The sequence below is a fragment of the Pedobacter sp. MC2016-05 genome (assembly GCF_026239735.1).
GTDB lineage: Bacteria > Bacteroidota > Bacteroidia > Sphingobacteriales > Sphingobacteriaceae > Pedobacter.
This window is the reverse complement of the sequence record NZ_JAPIVT010000003.1, coordinates 426,617-443,474: the sequence shown is the minus strand read 5'-3', so window position 1 is coordinate 443,474 and position 16,858 is coordinate 426,617. Positions and strand designations below refer to the sequence as shown.

General features: G+C 36.6%; 17 protein-coding genes. 8 read left to right on the top strand and 9 right to left on the bottom strand.

Going from position 1 to position 16,858, the window contains the following annotated elements; all coding sequences use genetic code 11:
* Positions 1 to 93 precede the first annotated feature (93 nt).
* From OQZ33_RS07205 to rodA, 7 genes are all read left to right on the top strand, one after another.
* A complete protein-coding gene (locus OQZ33_RS07205) occupies positions 94 to 672 on the top strand; it encodes a phosphoribosylglycinamide formyltransferase (protein WP_265798377.1) in 579 nt (192 codons plus the stop codon).
* 454 nt (positions 673 to 1,126) lie between these two features.
* Positions 1,127 to 2,653: a bifunctional phosphoribosylaminoimidazolecarboxamide formyltransferase/IMP cyclohydrolase gene (gene purH, locus OQZ33_RS07200; protein ID WP_265798375.1), complete on the top strand. Its 1,527-nt coding sequence runs from the start codon at positions 1,127 to 1,129 to the stop codon at positions 2,651 to 2,653.
* 456 nt (positions 2,654 to 3,109) lie between these two features.
* Positions 3,110 to 4,132 carry a rod shape-determining protein gene (locus OQZ33_RS07195; protein WP_010601761.1) on the top strand — a complete coding sequence of 341 codons (1,023 nt, stop codon included), beginning with the start codon at positions 3,110 to 3,112 and terminating at the stop codon, positions 4,130 to 4,132.
* 74 nt (positions 4,133 to 4,206) lie between these two features.
* Complete coding sequence (mreC, locus tag OQZ33_RS07190; protein ID WP_265798374.1) at positions 4,207 to 5,046, top strand: rod shape-determining protein MreC; 840 nt, start codon at positions 4,207 to 4,209, stop codon at positions 5,044 to 5,046.
* Positions 5,039 to 5,554, top strand: a complete 516-nt coding sequence (locus OQZ33_RS07185; RefSeq protein WP_265798373.1) for a rod shape-determining protein MreD — start codon at positions 5,039 to 5,041, stop codon at positions 5,552 to 5,554. The genes mreC and OQZ33_RS07185 overlap by 8 nt, the downstream gene beginning before the upstream one ends.
* Entirely contained in the window at positions 5,554 to 7,557 is a 2,004-nt protein-coding gene (gene mrdA / locus OQZ33_RS07180) for a penicillin-binding protein 2 (RefSeq protein ID WP_265798372.1), read from the top strand. The genes OQZ33_RS07185 and mrdA overlap by 1 nt, the downstream gene beginning before the upstream one ends.
* A gap of 1 nt (position 7,558) precedes the next feature.
* Positions 7,559 to 8,821: a rod shape-determining protein RodA gene (rodA, locus tag OQZ33_RS07175; protein WP_265798371.1), complete on the top strand. Its 1,263-nt coding sequence runs from the start codon at positions 7,559 to 7,561 to the stop codon at positions 8,819 to 8,821.
* Between the two features lie 377 nt (positions 8,822 to 9,198).
* Here the strand turns inward: rodA and OQZ33_RS07170 are convergent, their stop codons facing one another.
* Complete coding sequence (locus OQZ33_RS07170; RefSeq protein ID WP_265798370.1) at positions 9,199 to 10,392, bottom strand: hypothetical protein; 1,194 nt, start codon at positions 10,390 to 10,392, stop codon at positions 9,199 to 9,201.
* A 341-nt stretch (positions 10,393 to 10,733) separates the two neighbouring features.
* Between OQZ33_RS07170 and OQZ33_RS07165 the strand changes: the two genes are divergently transcribed.
* Positions 10,734 to 10,943 (top strand): hypothetical protein, encoded by a 210-nt coding sequence (locus OQZ33_RS07165; RefSeq protein WP_265798369.1) that lies wholly within the window; start codon positions 10,734 to 10,736, stop codon positions 10,941 to 10,943.
* Positions 10,944 to 11,252: 309 nt separating this feature from the next.
* Here the strand turns inward: OQZ33_RS07165 and OQZ33_RS07160 are convergent, their stop codons facing one another.
* The 8 genes from OQZ33_RS07160 to OQZ33_RS07125 all read right to left on the bottom strand — a co-directional run bounded on the left by OQZ33_RS07160 (position 11,253) and on the right by OQZ33_RS07125 (position 16,857).
* Positions 11,253 to 11,495, bottom strand: a complete 243-nt coding sequence (locus OQZ33_RS07160; protein WP_265798368.1) for a hypothetical protein — start codon at positions 11,493 to 11,495, stop codon at positions 11,253 to 11,255.
* Positions 11,486 to 11,719 (bottom strand): hypothetical protein, encoded by a 234-nt coding sequence (locus tag OQZ33_RS07155; protein WP_265798367.1) that lies wholly within the window; start codon positions 11,717 to 11,719, stop codon positions 11,486 to 11,488. Before OQZ33_RS07155 ends, OQZ33_RS07160 begins: the two co-directional genes overlap by 10 nt.
* Before the next feature lie 102 nt (positions 11,720 to 11,821).
* Positions 11,822 to 11,995 (bottom strand): hypothetical protein, encoded by a 174-nt coding sequence (locus OQZ33_RS07150; protein ID WP_265798366.1) that lies wholly within the window; start codon positions 11,993 to 11,995, stop codon positions 11,822 to 11,824.
* 28 nt (positions 11,996 to 12,023) lie between these two features.
* Complete coding sequence (locus OQZ33_RS07145) at positions 12,024 to 12,647, bottom strand: hypothetical protein (protein WP_265798365.1); 624 nt, start codon at positions 12,645 to 12,647, stop codon at positions 12,024 to 12,026.
* 2 nt (positions 12,648 to 12,649) lie between these two features.
* The gene (locus OQZ33_RS07140) at positions 12,650 to 13,027 is read right to left on the bottom strand and encodes a hypothetical protein (RefSeq protein ID WP_265798364.1); all 378 of its coding nucleotides are present in this window, start codon (positions 13,025 to 13,027) and stop codon (positions 12,650 to 12,652) included.
* The gene (locus OQZ33_RS07135; protein ID WP_265798363.1) at positions 13,027 to 13,473 is read right to left on the bottom strand and encodes a lysozyme; all 447 of its coding nucleotides are present in this window, start codon (positions 13,471 to 13,473) and stop codon (positions 13,027 to 13,029) included. The genes OQZ33_RS07140 and OQZ33_RS07135 overlap by 1 nt, the downstream gene beginning before the upstream one ends.
* Before the next feature lie 34 nt (positions 13,474 to 13,507).
* Positions 13,508 to 14,941, bottom strand: a complete 1,434-nt coding sequence (locus OQZ33_RS07130; protein ID WP_265798362.1) for a hypothetical protein — start codon at positions 14,939 to 14,941, stop codon at positions 13,508 to 13,510.
* Positions 14,941 to 16,857: a hypothetical protein gene (locus OQZ33_RS07125; protein ID WP_265798360.1), complete on the bottom strand. Its 1,917-nt coding sequence runs from the start codon at positions 16,855 to 16,857 to the stop codon at positions 14,941 to 14,943. The genes OQZ33_RS07130 and OQZ33_RS07125 overlap by 1 nt, the downstream gene beginning before the upstream one ends.
* Between the last annotated feature and the right edge of the window lies 1 nt (position 16,858).

The window sequence follows — 16,858 nt, the reverse complement described above, 5'->3', positions numbered from 1 at the left end:
TCATTAATAACACTTTAACCCAGGCTAATAAAAATTAACTTCTATTGAGAAAACCTGCTTAAAAATACTATTTTTGGGGAAAACGATTTTTGAGTGAAAAAACGAATAGCCATTTTCGCATCCGGCTCAGGCTCTAACGCCCAAAAGCTAATGGAGCATTTTAAACGCAGTAACGACATCGAAATTTCTTTGGTATTAACTAACAACGCTGATGCTTACGTACTCCAAAGAGCAGACAACTTTGAAATTCCGTCTCACATTTTCGATAAGCAAGAGTTCTACAAAACGGAAGAAGTGATCGATTTACTGAAAAACTTAGATATCGACTTCATTGTTCTGGCCGGTTTCCTTTGGTTAATCCCTCAAAATTTAATAGCCGCTTACCCAGGAAGAATCATCAACATCCATCCTGCAATTTTACCGAAGTTCGGAGGAAAAGGAATGTATGGCGACCATGTACACAACGCCGTAATGGCTGCCGGTGAAACTGAAGGCGGCATCACTATTCATTATATAGATGAAAACTATGATGAAGGAGAATATATTTATCAGGCCAGATATAAAATAGACAAAGGCGACAACCTGGAAATGATAAAATTTAAGGGACAACAATTGGAGCATCTACATTATCCGAAGGTTGTTGAAAGTCTTGTAAAAAAAATAAAGAAGTAGTGAAGGCTACCTCATAAAATATAAATCCAAGCGCTCGCTGTAGCCACCCTACTATCCTGCATAAGAACTGATGGAAGAGGAAAACGTTAAAGCTTATGCGGCAACGTTCAAAAACCACAATCCATATCATCGCAGCTTGTGATGCCAATATAAAAGCTTTGACGAATTCACCCAGCATTAGACTCAAGCCTCGATCTTTTGCTACTTTTCCATCAAGGAAAAAGTAGACTGCCGCCGCCGATGAGGCAAAAAAAAATCATAAGCGAAGCCTTCAAGGCGCTTTAAGATCCCCGCCTAAGCGAGGATGACGATAACCGAAGCGGTTTCCGAACAAAATCTTCTTGTAAACAATAAGATTGCCCAGTCTAAAATAAGATAATCCATTTTTACAGCCTTAGCATACCAAAAAAATCATCATGTTTTACTACCTTTGCGGCTCAAAATTTACAGTAGAATGAGTCAGCCCATTAAAATCAAAAACGCTTTAATTTCAGTATATTATAAAGATGGTTTGGAGCCATTAGTAAAATTGCTAGCCGCTCAGGGTGTGCAGTTATTTTCTACCGGTGGAACTGAACAATTCATCAAAGACTTAAACTTACCTGTTACAGCGGTTGAAGATTTGACGGGCTATCCATCTATTTTAGGCGGTCGCGTTAAAACTTTACACCCGAAAGTATTCGGTGGCATTTTAAATCGCAGAGCATTAGCAGGCGATCAGAAACAAATTGCCGAATACGAAATTCCGGAAATTGATTTGGTTATTGTTGATTTATATCCTTTTGAAGAAACTGTAAAAGCTGTTGGAACACCCGAAGAAATTATCGAGAAAATCGATATTGGTGGAATTTCATTAATCCGTGCCGCAGCTAAAAACTTTAATGACGTCGTGATTATCGCTTCGAAAAACGACTACCCTACTTTACAAGCTCAATTAGAAGAACAAAATGGTGAAACCACTTTGGCACAACGTAAAGCATATGCTAAAAAGGCTTTTCATACTTCTTCTCACTATGATACGGCAATCTTCAATTATTTTAATGAGGAAGATCCACTTGATGTTTTTAAACAAAGTGTGGCCGATGCTAAAACCTTGCGTTATGGTGAAAATCCACATCAAGGTGCAGTATTTTATGGCGATTTAGATGCCATGTTTACGAAGTTAAACGGTAAAGAACTTTCCTATAATAACCTGGTAGATGTGGATGCTGCCGTGGCGTTAATAGACGAATTTGAAGATCCGACTTTTGCAATCTTAAAACATACAAACGCTTGCGGCATTGCCTCCCGCCCTAGCGTTAAACAAGCTTGGATGGATGCATTAGCTTGCGACCCGGTTTCTGCTTTCGGCGGTGTGTTAATTACCAATGTTGAAGTTGATTTAGCAACAGCTGAAGAGATTAACAACTTGTTTTTCGAAGTTTTAATTGCACCTTCTTACCAACCAGAAGCGGTGGAATTGTTCAGCAAAAAGAAAAACCGCGTTATTTTACAACGCAATAATGTAGAGTTGAGCAAAAAACAATTTAAAACTTTGTTAAACGGCGTAATTGAGCAGGATAAAGATTTAATTATCGAAGGTCCGGAACAAATGACAACCGTAACCGATAAGGCGCCAACTGCTCAAGAATTAAAAGATTTGCATTTTGCAAATAAGATTGTGAAACATACTAAATCTAACACCATTGTTTTGGTTAAAGATGATGTGTTAATTGCAAGTGGCGTGGGTCAAACTTCCCGGGTTGATGCGCTAAGACAAGCTATTGAAAAAGCAGCTTCTTTTGGTTTTAGCGTAAAAGGAAGTGCGATGGCATCTGATGCTTTCTTCCCTTTCCCTGATTGTGTAGAAATTGCTGCAGATGCAGGCATTACTGCAGTTTTACAACCAGGTGGATCAATTAAAGATGCAGATTCCGTTGTGAAAGCAAATGAAAAAGGTATTGCTATGGTAACTACCGGAGTAAGACACTTTAAACACTAGGTAAAGTAAAAGGTTGAAGGCTTAGAGGTTCAAGGTGATGCATTATACCATCATTGCCAGCATGAAGCCTGCTTCTCGCAGGCTGACAATCTTAAGCGTTAAAAAGCTTTGGTAATAAGATTGCTTCGTACCTCGCAAAGACGATCGTTTTAAAAAGAGAGAAGCTGGTTTGAAAAACCAGACGCGAGTAATAAACCCTGGCCTGCGGTAGGCAGGCGATTGATTGAAATACTTTTTGATAACGGTCTTCGACAATCTTAAACTGACATTCGCAAAAAATTGAACAAAAAGCGGGACTATTTAAACCAAAGATTGCAGGTTTTGATTTTCAGAATAATTTAATTGCCTTAAAAACAATTTAATGAACGAAGAAAATAAAACTTAAAACAATAAAAAACCTATTTTTACATTAGGAATAGTATAGATTTAACAAATTAAAGAAAATATAACTCATACATGGGATTATTCAATTGGTTTACGCAGGAAGTGGCCATCGATTTAGGCACTGCGAATACCCTAATTATACATAACGACAAAGTAGTGGTAGATGAACCTTCTATTGTTGCCTTTGATCGCACTACAAACAAAGTTATCGCTATAGGTCGTCAGGCGATGCAAATGGAAGGTAAAACTCATGATAATATTAAAACTGTTCGCCCTTTAAAAGATGGTGTAATTGCCGATTTCAATGCAGCTGAGGCGATGATCAAGGGCATGATCCGTATGCTAAATGGCGGTAAAGGGTGGATGTTTCCATCTCTACGGATGGTAATCTGTATTCCATCAGGTATTACTGAAGTAGAAAAACGTGCTGTACGTGACTCTGCTGAAATTGCCGGTGCTAAAGAAGTTTATTTAATTCACGAACCAATGGCTGCTGCAGTAGGGATTGGAATTGACGTGGAAGAACCAATGGGTAACATGATTATTGATATAGGTGGCGGTACGACAGAAATTGCGGTTATCGCCTTATCTGGTATCGTATGCGATCAATCTATCCGCGTTGCGGGAGATAACTTCGACTCTGATATCGTAAATTACATCCGTCGCCAGCACAACATCATGATTGGCGACCGTACTGCGGAAAAAATTAAAATTGAAGTGGGTGCAGCTTTACCAGAGTTACAGGATGCGCCTGCCGATTTTGCTGTTCAAGGTCGTGATTTAATGACTGGTGTTCCAAAGCAGATCACGGTTTCTTATACTGAAATTGCACATTGTTTAGATAAGTCGATCTCTAAAATTGAGGAAGCGATATTAAAAGCATTAGAGATTACCCCTCCAGAACTTTCTGCCGATATTTATCAAACTGGTATTTATTTAACCGGTGGTGGTGCTCTATTAAGAGGTTTAGACAAGCGTGTTGCTGCCAAAACGAAGCTACCTGTTCACGTGGCAGAAGATCCACTTCGTGCAGTAGTTCGCGGAACTGGTATCGCCCTTAAAAACATTGGCGGTTATAAATTTTTAATGCAATAAATCAGGTTATACGTTGTAAGTTATAAGTTTTAAGTCTTGTAACTTACAACGTAATACTTATAACTTATCACTAAATGCGTAACCTTTGGATTTTCATCAGCAGATACAACGCATTTTTCCTGTTTATCATCTTTTTCATCATTGGCATTTATCTTACGGTAAAAAATAATGCCTATCAGCGAAGCGTAACCTTAAATTCATCTAATGAAATTGTGGGTACTGCATACGAAAGGCTTAATATTTTTAAAAGATACATGAATCTGGGTATGGTAAACGACAGTTTAGCGGCCGAAAATGCTAAACTGAAGACACATTTATTAAACCTGACTACAGTTGATACTACTAAAGATGTAAAAGTAATTGATACCCTTACCGATCAGCAATACACCTATTTGGCTGCAAAGGTGATTAAAAACTCCATTACCCTTCGCAATAACGTAATGACTATTAACAAGGGCAGTTTGGATGGGATAAAAAGTGGCATGGCGGTAATTGCGCCACAGCGTGGCGTAGTAGGTTTAGTTCGTGATGTTTCTGAACACCTGGCAACCATTCAATCGTTATTGCACAAGGATACCCGAATTAGCGTAATGCTTAAAAAGAATATGGCTTTGGGTTCGTTGGTTTGGGGAGATTCAAATTTCGATATCAAAAAAGCATTGATCAAGGAAGTTCCCAATCACATTAAAATGCTGGTGGGCGATTCTGTGGTAACCTCGGGCTTTGGTTCATTTCCAAAGGGGATTCTAGTGGGGAGGATTATTAAACCAAATGTAGCAACCAACGATAATTTTTTATCTGGTGAGTTAAATCTATTTACCGATTTTAGTACGTTACAATACGTTTACGTGGTAAAAGACAAAAGAGCTGAAGAGCAGAAAGCTTTGGAGAGCTTAATTAAGCCAAATGAATAGTAGAATAGTCATTGTAAATATTATCAGGTGGATTTTACTCCTTTTTGTTCAGATATTTCTGCTCAAAAACATGGGCTTTTACGATCTTTCTACCCCCTTCGTTTACGTTTTGTTTTTACTCTTATTGCCCTTTGGCATACCTAACATTTTACTTTACGTTTTGGCTTTTGCAACTGGCTTAACACTCGATGCATTTTACGATACGATGGGCGTTCATGCTACGGCCTGTATCGTTTTGGCCTTTGTTAGAATATCTTTTATTTCAATTAGTTTAAACCGCGATGCAATTGACGACCCGGAACCTTCGTTAAGTTATATGGGTTTCCAATGGTTTTCGCTATACGCTTTACTCTGTGTTGTTGCACATCACCTGGTGCTGTTCTTTTTAGAAACGTTTAGGTTAACCGAAATGGGCTATACCTTAATGAGATGCGGCTTAAGTTGTATCTTTACACTGCTTATTATTTTATTGGTAGAGTTTATATTCTATAGAAGAACATCCCGCTAATGGATCAATTATTTAACCGAAAATATATCGTTCAAGGATTATTTATTGTAATCGCCCTGATTTTATTGGGTAAATTATTTTATATCCAGATTGTTAGTGATAAATACTTTCTTTCTGCTGAAAGTAATGTTTTGCGCAAGATTTATAAGTACCCTGCCCGTGGCGCCATTTTAGATCGCAATGGAAATGTTATCGTTCAAAATGAGCCTGTTTACGATTTAATGGTTACGCCAAACGAAGTTAAGGCATTCGATACGCTGGCGCTTGCCCAAGCATTGGAAATTCCCATTGATGATGTGCGTAAAAACTTACGCAAAGCCAGAGGAAAATCTACCTATCAATCGACCCCTTTTCTCAAACAAATATCTGTTCAAAGTTATGCCCGTTTGCAGGAAATTCTATACCGTTTTCCAGGATTTAGAACACAAGACAGAACGGTAAGACATTATCCAGATAGTGTTGGCGGGCAGCTTTTTGGCTATGTAAAAGAAGTTGATAGTGCTGATATTGCATCATCCGAAGGTTTTTACAGACCTGGAGATTATAAAGGAAAGAGCGGAATTGAGCGATCATATGAAGAAATATTGCGTGGAGAAAAAGGTGTAGTCAATACCGTTTACGACGCTCATAATACGCCCCAGGGCAGTTATGCTGACGGCAAGTATGATATTAATGCAGTTTCGGGCGAAAGATTAATTTCCGGGATTGACATGAGAATCCAGAAGTTAGGTGAAGAACTGATGACAAATAAAGTTGGTGCCGTGGTCGCTATTGAACCAGCCACTGGGGAGGTGTTGGCATTTATTAGTAGTCCGGGTTATGATCCAAACTTGTTGGTGGGTCGAAGCCAAGGTAACAATTACATGAGCTTGATTGGTAATCCTTACAAACCTTCGATGGTTCGTCCAATTCAGGGCCGCTACCCGCCAGGCTCATCATTTAAACCTATCGATGCCCTATTGGGTCTTCAGGAAGGTGTAATCGACGTAAACTCAACATTCAATTGCCCAGGTTATTACATGGCCGGAAATCACAAGGTAAAATGCGAGCACGTAGATGGAAACATCAGCATGCGCAGAGGCATTGCCAGATCTTGCAACACCTATTTTTGCCATGTGTTTCAAAAATTGATTACCAAAAATGGAATGAAAAAGCAACGTCAAACCTATCAGGATTGGCGGGATAAAATTGCTAAATTCGGCTTCGGTGAAAAGTTAGACATTGATTTACCTTTTGAAAAAGCTGGATATTTTTATAACGCCGATCATTACGATAAAATTTACAAAAACCGTTGGGGTTATACTACGGTAATTTCGCAAGCAATTGGCCAGGGAGAAATTACAGCGACCCCACTTCAAATTGCCAATGCAATGGCGATTATTGCTAATCGAGGTTATTACATTAAGCCGCATTTAATAAGAGCCATGGGCGATAAGATTAAAAAGGAATATGTAGATAAAAACTATGTTGGCATTGATGTAAAACATTTCGAACCCGTTATCGATGGCATGCAGGACTGTGTGAATAGTCCTTGGGGAACCGCAATATTATCCAGAATACCTGATGTGGTGCTTTGTGGTAAAACAGGTACAGTGCAAAATCCGCATGGCAAAAACCACTCTGTTTTTATCGGTTTTGCCCCACGCGATAATCCGAAAATTGCAATTGCGGTTATTGTAGAAAATGCAGGTTTTGGAAGTACTTATGCCGCTCCCATCGCCAGTTACATGATTGAAAAGTATTTAAAAGGCAAAGTAACAGGCTCAAGAGCTGCACAAGTGGAATGGATGAAAAGCCAAAACCTTTTGCCGGTTTTAAAAGATAAAACGAAGCCAGTTAAGAGCGTGACCAAAGCAGATAGCTTATTAATTAAAAAAGCGGATTCAACTAAAAAAGTAAAAGATAGCTTGAGCATAAGGGCCGCAACTATAAAACAAAGTGTGGCTACCAAGCCAAAAGGAAACAAAACCGTTCCATCAGAAAACCCTGTAACCCAAAAGTAAGATGCAGCAACAACAGGGAAACCGTTTCTTTTTCAATGTCGATTGGATTACCGTTTTGATTTATATTGCCTTATGCGCCATTGGGTTTGTCAACATTTACGCTTCTGTTCCTCCAGAGAAAACGATGGCCTTTGGTTTTAACGAACTTTACGGAAAGCAGCTTATTTATGTGATTTCCGGATTAATTTTAGGCTTAGCCATTTTGTTATTTGATGGCAGGCTTTTTAACGTCTTCTCTCCTTTTATTTACGGAGGTACGTTATTATTGCTTCTCGCGGTATTAGTTATCGGAAATAAAGTGGCAGGTAATCAGGCCTGGATCGCCATTGGCTCCTTTAAACTGCAGCCTGCCGAATTCGCCAAATTTGGAACTGCTCTACTTTTGGCCCGATACGTGGGTAGTTTTAATCCTAAATTCCGCGATTTTAAATCAATAGCCATAGCAGCATTAATTGTTGGTGCACCGTTGCTATTAATTATGCTTCAGCCCGATACAGGCTCGGCTTTGGTCTTTCTAGCCTTTATGTTCCCGCTTTATCGCGAAGGTTTATCTGGTTATTTCCTTTTGATATTTCTGGGAATGATCGTATTGTTTGTAGCCGATTTCCTGGTACCCACATGGATTTTGATTACCATTATCACCGTAATTGCAGGTTTATTTATTTACAATAACCGCAGGAAACAGAAGATTATTTTCTCTACAGTTTTCGTTACCGTTTTTGCTATTGGTTACCTCTTCCTAATTAAAGTTGCTTACGAAAAGGTTTTGGCACCACACCAAAGAAGTCGTATTGAGCTGATGCTTGGCCTAAAAACAGATAACAGAGGTGCCGGTTATAACGTAATTCAATCTCAAATTGCCATAGGCTCTGGACAGGTTACCGGTAGAGGATTTTTAGAAGGAACACAAACTAAATATGGCTATGTGCCGGAACAGAGTACCGATTTTATCTTCTCAACCATTGGTGAAGAATGGGGATTTTTGGGCTGTTCTGTAGTCATTGGTTTATATAGTTTTTTACTGTTGAGGCTGATTAACTTAGCCGAAAGACAGCGATCTACTTTTTCCAGAGTTTACGGCTACAGTGTAGCCTGTATTCTCTTTTTCCACGTCTTCATTAACATAGGGATGACCATTGGAATTATTCCGGTGATTGGAATCCCCCTGCCGCTAATTAGTTATGGAGGTTCTTCGCTATGGAGCTTCACCATTTTGCTATTTATCTTTCTGAAGCTGGATTCGAATAGAATGGGATTTTTTTAGGAGCAAGAGTAAGGATCAAAGAGTAAAGATCAAGGAGTAAGGATATAGTCGTACGGTCAGCGGGCTAGTTCGCTGCTAGTCGAGATTTGCAATCTCGACTCAAAATATGTTATTGCAAATCCTGACGAAAATACGAATGAGATTGCGAAGCTATTGAAGGGTCCGAATCACACTGAAAATCGTTGGAACGGGATTGCAAATCACAATTGACAAGAATGAGATTGCTACAGGTAATGATGGATTAGCTTCGCCATGACGATCTTTGGAACTAACTGCGAGTTAAGGGGTTTTGCCTTGATGCGATCAGGCTTAAAACTTATAGCCTATAACTTACAACTCAATAAAAAGCCCTGACACCTAAACCCGTAATAGGCAACTCATTTAAACCTTCTATTCAACAATTCGTAAAACTGGTCAACTGTTGCCTGTTTGCTGGCCCAATCATTTTTAGCAGCATAATTTGTCTGCAAAAAGCTATCTGCTGCTTCAAAACTATTCATCTTATTTACAATATCAATCGCTTCTGAATAGGCCAGATTATATCCTTTAAATAAATCTTTAACGAATAGTAATTTTTCATTTAAACTGATGCCTTGTTTTAAATCAGCTATTGGTGCTTTAATTGGCTCTTCGTTGTTTGCATGTGTTTTGGCCAATAAATCATTTAAACTAGGTGCTGGCGTTGATGAGATTGGCTGAACTGGAGGTCTAACCGGAATGGCTTCCGGAATAAACATGGGTTTTTCTTCAACCACTGGCGGCGAAATAATAGGATCGTCCATTTCTACATCTCTTAATGCTTCGATAGGTTTAAAATCATCAATCTGAGCCTCAACCTCTTTCTTGATCTCTTTCTTAGCCTCAACCGCTTCCTCTTTAACTTCTGGTTCATCATCATGAGGAATTAAAAATGGCTCCGGACCAATTTCATCTTCCTCATTCGTTACGGTTTCTTCCTCAACAAAATTTGGCTGCTCCTCTTTTTCATGGATCATTTTCTTTTGAGCAAGTACCTGCTCTTCATCTTTACTCAGCGGACGATCGAAAATATCTTCAACCGACTTTTCTTCGTAATCGAATTTATCATCAGTACTGTGATTACCTAAAACAAACTCAAAAGAATGATCATCCTGATCGGGTTTAAAGAAATCTTTTTGTAAAACTTCGTCTGCAACATCTTCATGAATTTTTTCGTCATCCAAAACTTCTTGCTCCTGCTTTACGTCCACTCTTTCTTCCTCCTCCTCTGCAGTGGCAATTTCTTCCAGCTCAGCGGTGTCGAAACTTTCCTCTTCCTCTAAATAACTTTTATCCGCCCAAATTTCATCTTCTAAAGTTTCTGGTCGAGCCGCAAACGGCACCTCATGCGTAGTTACATTTCGCTGTTGCGAAGTGCTGTTTAACTTTTGAACAATACGAACATGATCAGCTAAAAAATCGGCATTCGCTAAAAACAGCTCCACTTCTAAATCGTTTAATTGTTCAGGATTTTGAGCCAAGAACTGGTATTGCTCATTTAATTCATTTAGAATATTGCCTACTTTTTTAAAGATATTTTGTTGGTTCATCATGAAGTGATAACGATTTTTTGGTCGATTTATGTTGGTAACTATGTATTCAAAAATAACACATAATTATGATATTTAATTTTTAATAATAATAACTGACAATACGCATTAAAACGCTGCTAAAACCATATTGGTCTTTAAATATTTTTAATTATTTATTGTTTTTGTCACTAATTTTGGATGTTTTTGTCACTTTATTCCAGCAACTTTTTGCTAAAATAAGTATACTAAATGATAATCAAGAGCTAATTAAAATTTTTAGTGTAAATAAAAATCCTAACAATTTGCAGGATATCTTATTTAAATAAAGGAATTTAATCTATCTTGTATCTAAATTTAATTTCATGGATAATAGCGTTAAAAAATATGTTGAAACAGTAGCCGTTGATGGTAATAATATTCATATAAAACATAACCTCAATACACCAAATTTTACGATTTCTATCTATAAGCACAATTCAATAATGTGGGATTACACTGTTGGAATTATTGATGATAATGAAATAATACTGTCTAACCTGACTGGAGAATTTAAAATTGTAATAATTGGTTAGTTTTACTCAAAATCTAGATATCGTATCCATATGCAGAATGAAAAACAGTGTCCTAACTGCAGAAGTTTTCACACTAAATCAGAAACTCAAAAAGGAAGATTAACAGGTCTAGTTATTAGTGGAATAGCATTTGTATTTTTTGTAGGGTGCTTAATAGAAGAATTTTTTGGTGGATACGTTCTATTGGCTGTCGCATCCCTTATCTTCTGTTGCTGGTATACATTCAAATACTTCTATATAAAAGTTCAGTTTGGTTATTGTAAGGCTTGCAATTACAAATGGTCTTATGCCTAATTTTTTTCTTTTGAGTTAATCAATAGCTTGGTATCTTATATAATCCAACAATGGCTCTAAATCGCCAGCACAATAATCGGGATTTGGATTTTGCAATCGTACCTGCCACCCCGTTGTATAATAACCTATAATACCCCAATAACTATTATCAACCATAAGATGATAAGTTCTACCACCACCACCATTAGGTGAGGTAATTGAAACTATCTTATTACCATCGGGAAATGCACCAATGAATGTAATTGAAACTAAGTACATTCACCAGTTTTTATACAGTTTATGATTCTTGCGTAAATTAAACTGTGTATTTTATTTTCACCTGTCAATGAGTATTCACCATCTTTTCTTATCACATAACCTTTGAACGCATTATTAATGTTAATCCTGAATAGGTTTACATCTCCCTTAACTAGTTCAATGGAAATCAGGTCTGCACCGATTTTAATGTTTTTTGTTTCTGTTGCTGCTTTAATATTATTCATAAAACAAAGCTTACTAATAATATTAGCAATTGCAAAATGAGTTATAAACAAAAGATGCAGCCAGAATTACCGACTGCATCTAACATTATGAGTTTGAGAGAATTATTTTCCTAAAAAGTCGGTAAAATATTTATCACCCATTAAGATATAAGTGATAAGATGAAATGATATCAAAAATAAAAGTAAAATCAGTACAAATATAATTCTGGTACGCTTGGCATCCCATTTACGATTATCTTCAATAATCTTGAAAAGTTTATCGTTATCCTTCTCCATAATGCAAGATAATAAATTCCTATAAGTTTTAAAACCATTTTTTATTCAAAATCCAGAATACAATAACTATTAATAAACCTAGACCAATTAAAACAAGGTAATTTGCTTTTTTTACATCTTTTTGAACGCTTGATTCATTTACCTCTGTCTTAGATTTGTCCTTAATTTGAATTTGTTCTTTCACCTTTACATTTTCAACTTTAGATGTATCAACTTTAACTATTTTATTTGTTGATGATTTCTTTATTGAAATTTCACTAAATGGCACATTTTCAATTGAGTTTTTACTTCTAATTTGCGCTGTAAGCTGTCCGTTTTTTCCATTCTGGTAAATCGTCACCGATACATTTTTATCACTTATATCTACTAGCTTAAGGGCTGTATCGCCTCTTAAAGTTGCAGCACTATCAATCCTAAAATTGGCTGTTAGTTCAATTTGATGAGGTTGTTTGATTTTGATTTCTTCAACTGCTGATAATTCAATAACATCGGTTTTACCAACTTTACTTTTAGTTGATTCTAATTCAAAAGCCTTATTAATTTCATCATCATTTTGAACTCTTACTAAAGATTCATTTTTTGATATTTTTCTTTGTGTACTGCAACCACCAAACGTCATGATGATAATTGCCAGAATTATTAATTTTTTCATATTTATCTTATCCTAGGCTTGATAGTGATGGTTGCGTTTTTACTTTTGATATCCAAAATATTCTTCAATTCCTCAAAATTTTTATCTGTTCTGGTAAGAAGTAATTTTTGCAAAGAATCTATCAGAATTTGCTGCCTTTCAATTTCAGCATCATCTTTGGAAGTTTGTTCTCTAAGCCAAACCGCCTTGTCATTTTCAGATTTCTTGATATAACTTCTTAGATACTCTATTCTCTCTTTTTGATATTTTTTATCATCGGCATTGCTTTTAATAATAATCCCAAAAAGTAAAGAAATACCACTAAGCATGACAATCAATGCATATTGCCAAGGGAAATTTTTAAAGTTTCTCAAATTTTTACCATCAGGTTTAATAGCCATTATTTTGTAGTGTATAATTTAAATTCACGCTTTCTCCTAGCGACCAGTACTGGTAATACTTTACCACCTCCCCTTTTCCAAAGATTGAATTGAGTTTCAATTTCTGCATCAGGTGCAATTGAATTTACTTTTTTCAGTAAAGTTGAATTGAGAAAACCATATATGCCAATATTGTAGCAAAATGAGGTTAAAGCGTTGAATTGATTTTGGGATAAAGAAATCTTTACACCCTTATTAACTGCATTTTCATACAGTTTTATTTTCTTGTTGAATAAGTCTTGCGCTTGTTCCAGTGTGATTTTATCACCTTTTTTAACTGGTGTATTGTTAAGATGATAAGTGTTACCAAAACCAATCGTCCAGACGTTTGCAGGGCATAAATAGGCAGCTAAAACCAAGCCTTCTTCATTGTGTATAAATGCTTTTCCTTTATCGTTTAATTCCATCGTTTTGATGGATAGATATTATGACATGAGAAAATTAACCTACAGGGAAACCCAAATAGCTACACACTAGCATTCCATCAACACCTTTAGCATTACCTCTACCCATCTTGTAACTAAATTCACTACCAACCGCTACAGGAATTGAACAATTGATTGTCCAATCAATACCACTTCCAGTAACAGATAAAACAGTATTACCACTAACACTATAAGCAGCACCTTTAGCATTACTAAATTGGCTTTGCGTAATTGGTCTATCGTAAAGCAGATTTACTTTGTTACCATTTCTAGTCGCTTCAATTATCTGCGGTGGTGGTGTATCTAGATAAGGATTTCTAACCGATTGATTTTTCTTGAATACATTTATTAAACCAGTAGTTGAATTGTAAGTTACATTATCTGCACCAGCATATTCAATACCAGTGATGGTTGCACCATTCAGTAAAAATGACATATCCCTATTCAAACCAGCAGTATCTAACGTTGATAAATCTAGTTCAACAACTAAAGTATTACCTTCAATTTTTTCAGTCTTTACTACATCAAGCTTGGTTTCATAATATTCTACAAATTCCTGCATAGATGGCATCCATAATTTATCACCTCCGTTTGGATGATTCTTAATATAATTCATTTCTCGTTGAAAAATGGTAAAATCACCATCTGCTGCACCGTGCATCCCAATCATCCCCATAAATTTAGAACCAGAAGATGATGAACCATCCAAGGTCGGATTAATCAAGGCATTTCTGATACCCATAGTATCATCATTATTGAATGTTACATAGAAATTTCTACCCATCAAGAATCTATCAAGTCTGGTTTGGTTGATTGTTTTAACATCAATCCTACCATTGAAAATTACCAAATCAGCGTAATCATCCGGTGAATCAAGACCAAATTGACTACCTACCATCAGATAACCAACATTTGGAGCTGTATCAGAATAACCAGCATCAGCAGTGGGAATAACCATTGTTCTGGTTCTATATCCAGTCTTTTCAAAAATGTATTTCTCGTTTTGCTTTAATTGGTAATACTTATCATATCCGGTGTGGTCGTGTGTGTGGTTACTATAACCATATCCTGCTGCAATTGTATCAGCATATTCAGACCATAAAGTTCTGTCTGATGCTTTTTCAACATCTCGAGGTGCTGATGTTAAAGCCCACGTCATACGCCAATTCAATGGATTTCCACATCCATCAGTACCTCTAATACCAGTGTGTGTATTTCCATATTTATCAACCAATCCACCTTCCAGAAATTTGTAGATATCAAAATCTGATGCATAACCATCATCACTTACCAGCATTATACCAGCTTGTTTATTGTACTTCATATCGGCAAATGCAAGACTTGGTGTAGTCGTTGCATTTAAGCCAATACGTAATACTATTTTGTTTTCTTCCGGTTCTGGAATGATAACACTATCCTTTAAAATAAATCTTCTGCCTTTAATTATCATTATAGTAGATTGTATTGTTTGATGAATCTTAATCTTGGTCTTTCTGCACCACTGTCACCTGCAAATACACCACCAACACTAACTGGTACTGTATGTGGTTTTTTGGTTACTTCAACCCAAGCATTATAGAAGTATTCTGCTATCATAAATTCACCATCAAATCTAATTCTGCACTTGATTACAGTACCTGCTGGTGCATTAATATTTACACCTCCAACATAGAAAGCAGCACCAGTATTATCTTTTCCAGTTGAGAATGCTTTGTTGGTAAATGCACCATCCTGATTATAATAATCCCATTTCAAGCTCATACCATTTGTTGGCAAACCATTATAATCAAAACCAGCACCAGTAACCTGAATCATTGAAGATTTTACGTTGGATTCACCGTTGAATTGAATATATCCAGTATCACCGGGATTTACAACCAATCCAGTGTTGAATTGTCCATAATTTCCTTCCACATTGAATAAAGAGTTATCCTCATCATTGTATTTAATAACGTTATCTAATGTTTGATAGTTAACTACAGGAACTGATAAATCTGGTTCACTTTCAACAAAAGCAACAGTATTTGTTAATGGTTCAGATGCTTGACTAACATTGTTTACCGCTTTTACCCTTACTTCTAAAAATCCAACTGGAACGCTTATATCACCAATAACAATAGGTTTTGCTGTCAACGTAGTCCAAGCACCCCAAGTATCTGTATCAGTACTTCTGATTCTGCGCTCATACGCTGCTGGTGTTGTGTAACCTGCTGTATAAGTAAAGTTGAATGTGTTTGCGGTATCGTTTACTACACCTGCTGTAGGTGCATTAGGTTTAGGTAATTGTGCTTCTGTAAATGCAGGTGAATCAACTGCTGCACTTTCATTTCTACCAGCAGCAGCTTTTATTTTGAATTTGTAATAACCTGCTGGTAAATTGATATTACCAACGTTGATAACTCCGGTGTATGCTACATAAGCACCACCATTAAAACTTACTAAAATTTCAGATGCAGTTAAAGCGTGGGTTGCAGAAAGTGTATTATTGGTATCATTGGCATTAACTGTTGGCGGTGCTGGTGTAACATTACCTGCAACATCTGTAGTGATGTTATCAACATCAAAATTTGAACTAGCAAATCCAGATGCAGTAACTCTTAATCTGTAAAAATATTGGGTAACTGGTGATAAACCCGTATCAATAAATGAAGTTCCTGCACCAGAATAAATAGTAACAGGGTTTGCAAATGAAATGGTTCTATCTCTCTGTAATGAATAAGTTATTCCAAATGGAACTGTATTCCAGCTAACAGGTACTGAATCACCACCTGCAACACCAAATACGATAATAGCTGTTTCAAGCTTTTGCATATCTCCACCTTGTGGTGGGTCTATCCATTCTAAATTCCCTTGTAAAACTTTATCAGCAGCCCAATTGGGTAATGATTGAAAGTAAGCAGATAATTGTTCAGCACTTAAACCACCACTAAAAACAAAAGGGTCTGATTCAGTACCTGTTCCAGTGATTTCACCACTAAAAAATACTGGTGGTAATTCTGATAAAGGAACTACACCATTAATTTTAGATGCTTTGGTAAGTAAAGCTGCGTTTAGTGTAGCTAATCCTGTATCTATTTTATCTTCAACTTGTGATATACTATCATCAACACCATCAATTTGAGTATCTAAGGCAGTAACTTTTGAATCAAGTACATCAATTTGCAAATCTATAGCTGTAACAGTGGAATCAATGTTATTTAACTGACTCTCTAAAGCGATTACTTTACTATCAACAGCATCTAGTTTATCAGCGTTTTGGTTGACTACATTTTTTATTTCATTTGCATCTTGTGCAGAGAATACCTCATTTGCATTAGGATTTTTAGGGTTGTTTGCCTTTTGTTTATTTGAATAATTTATTTTCATT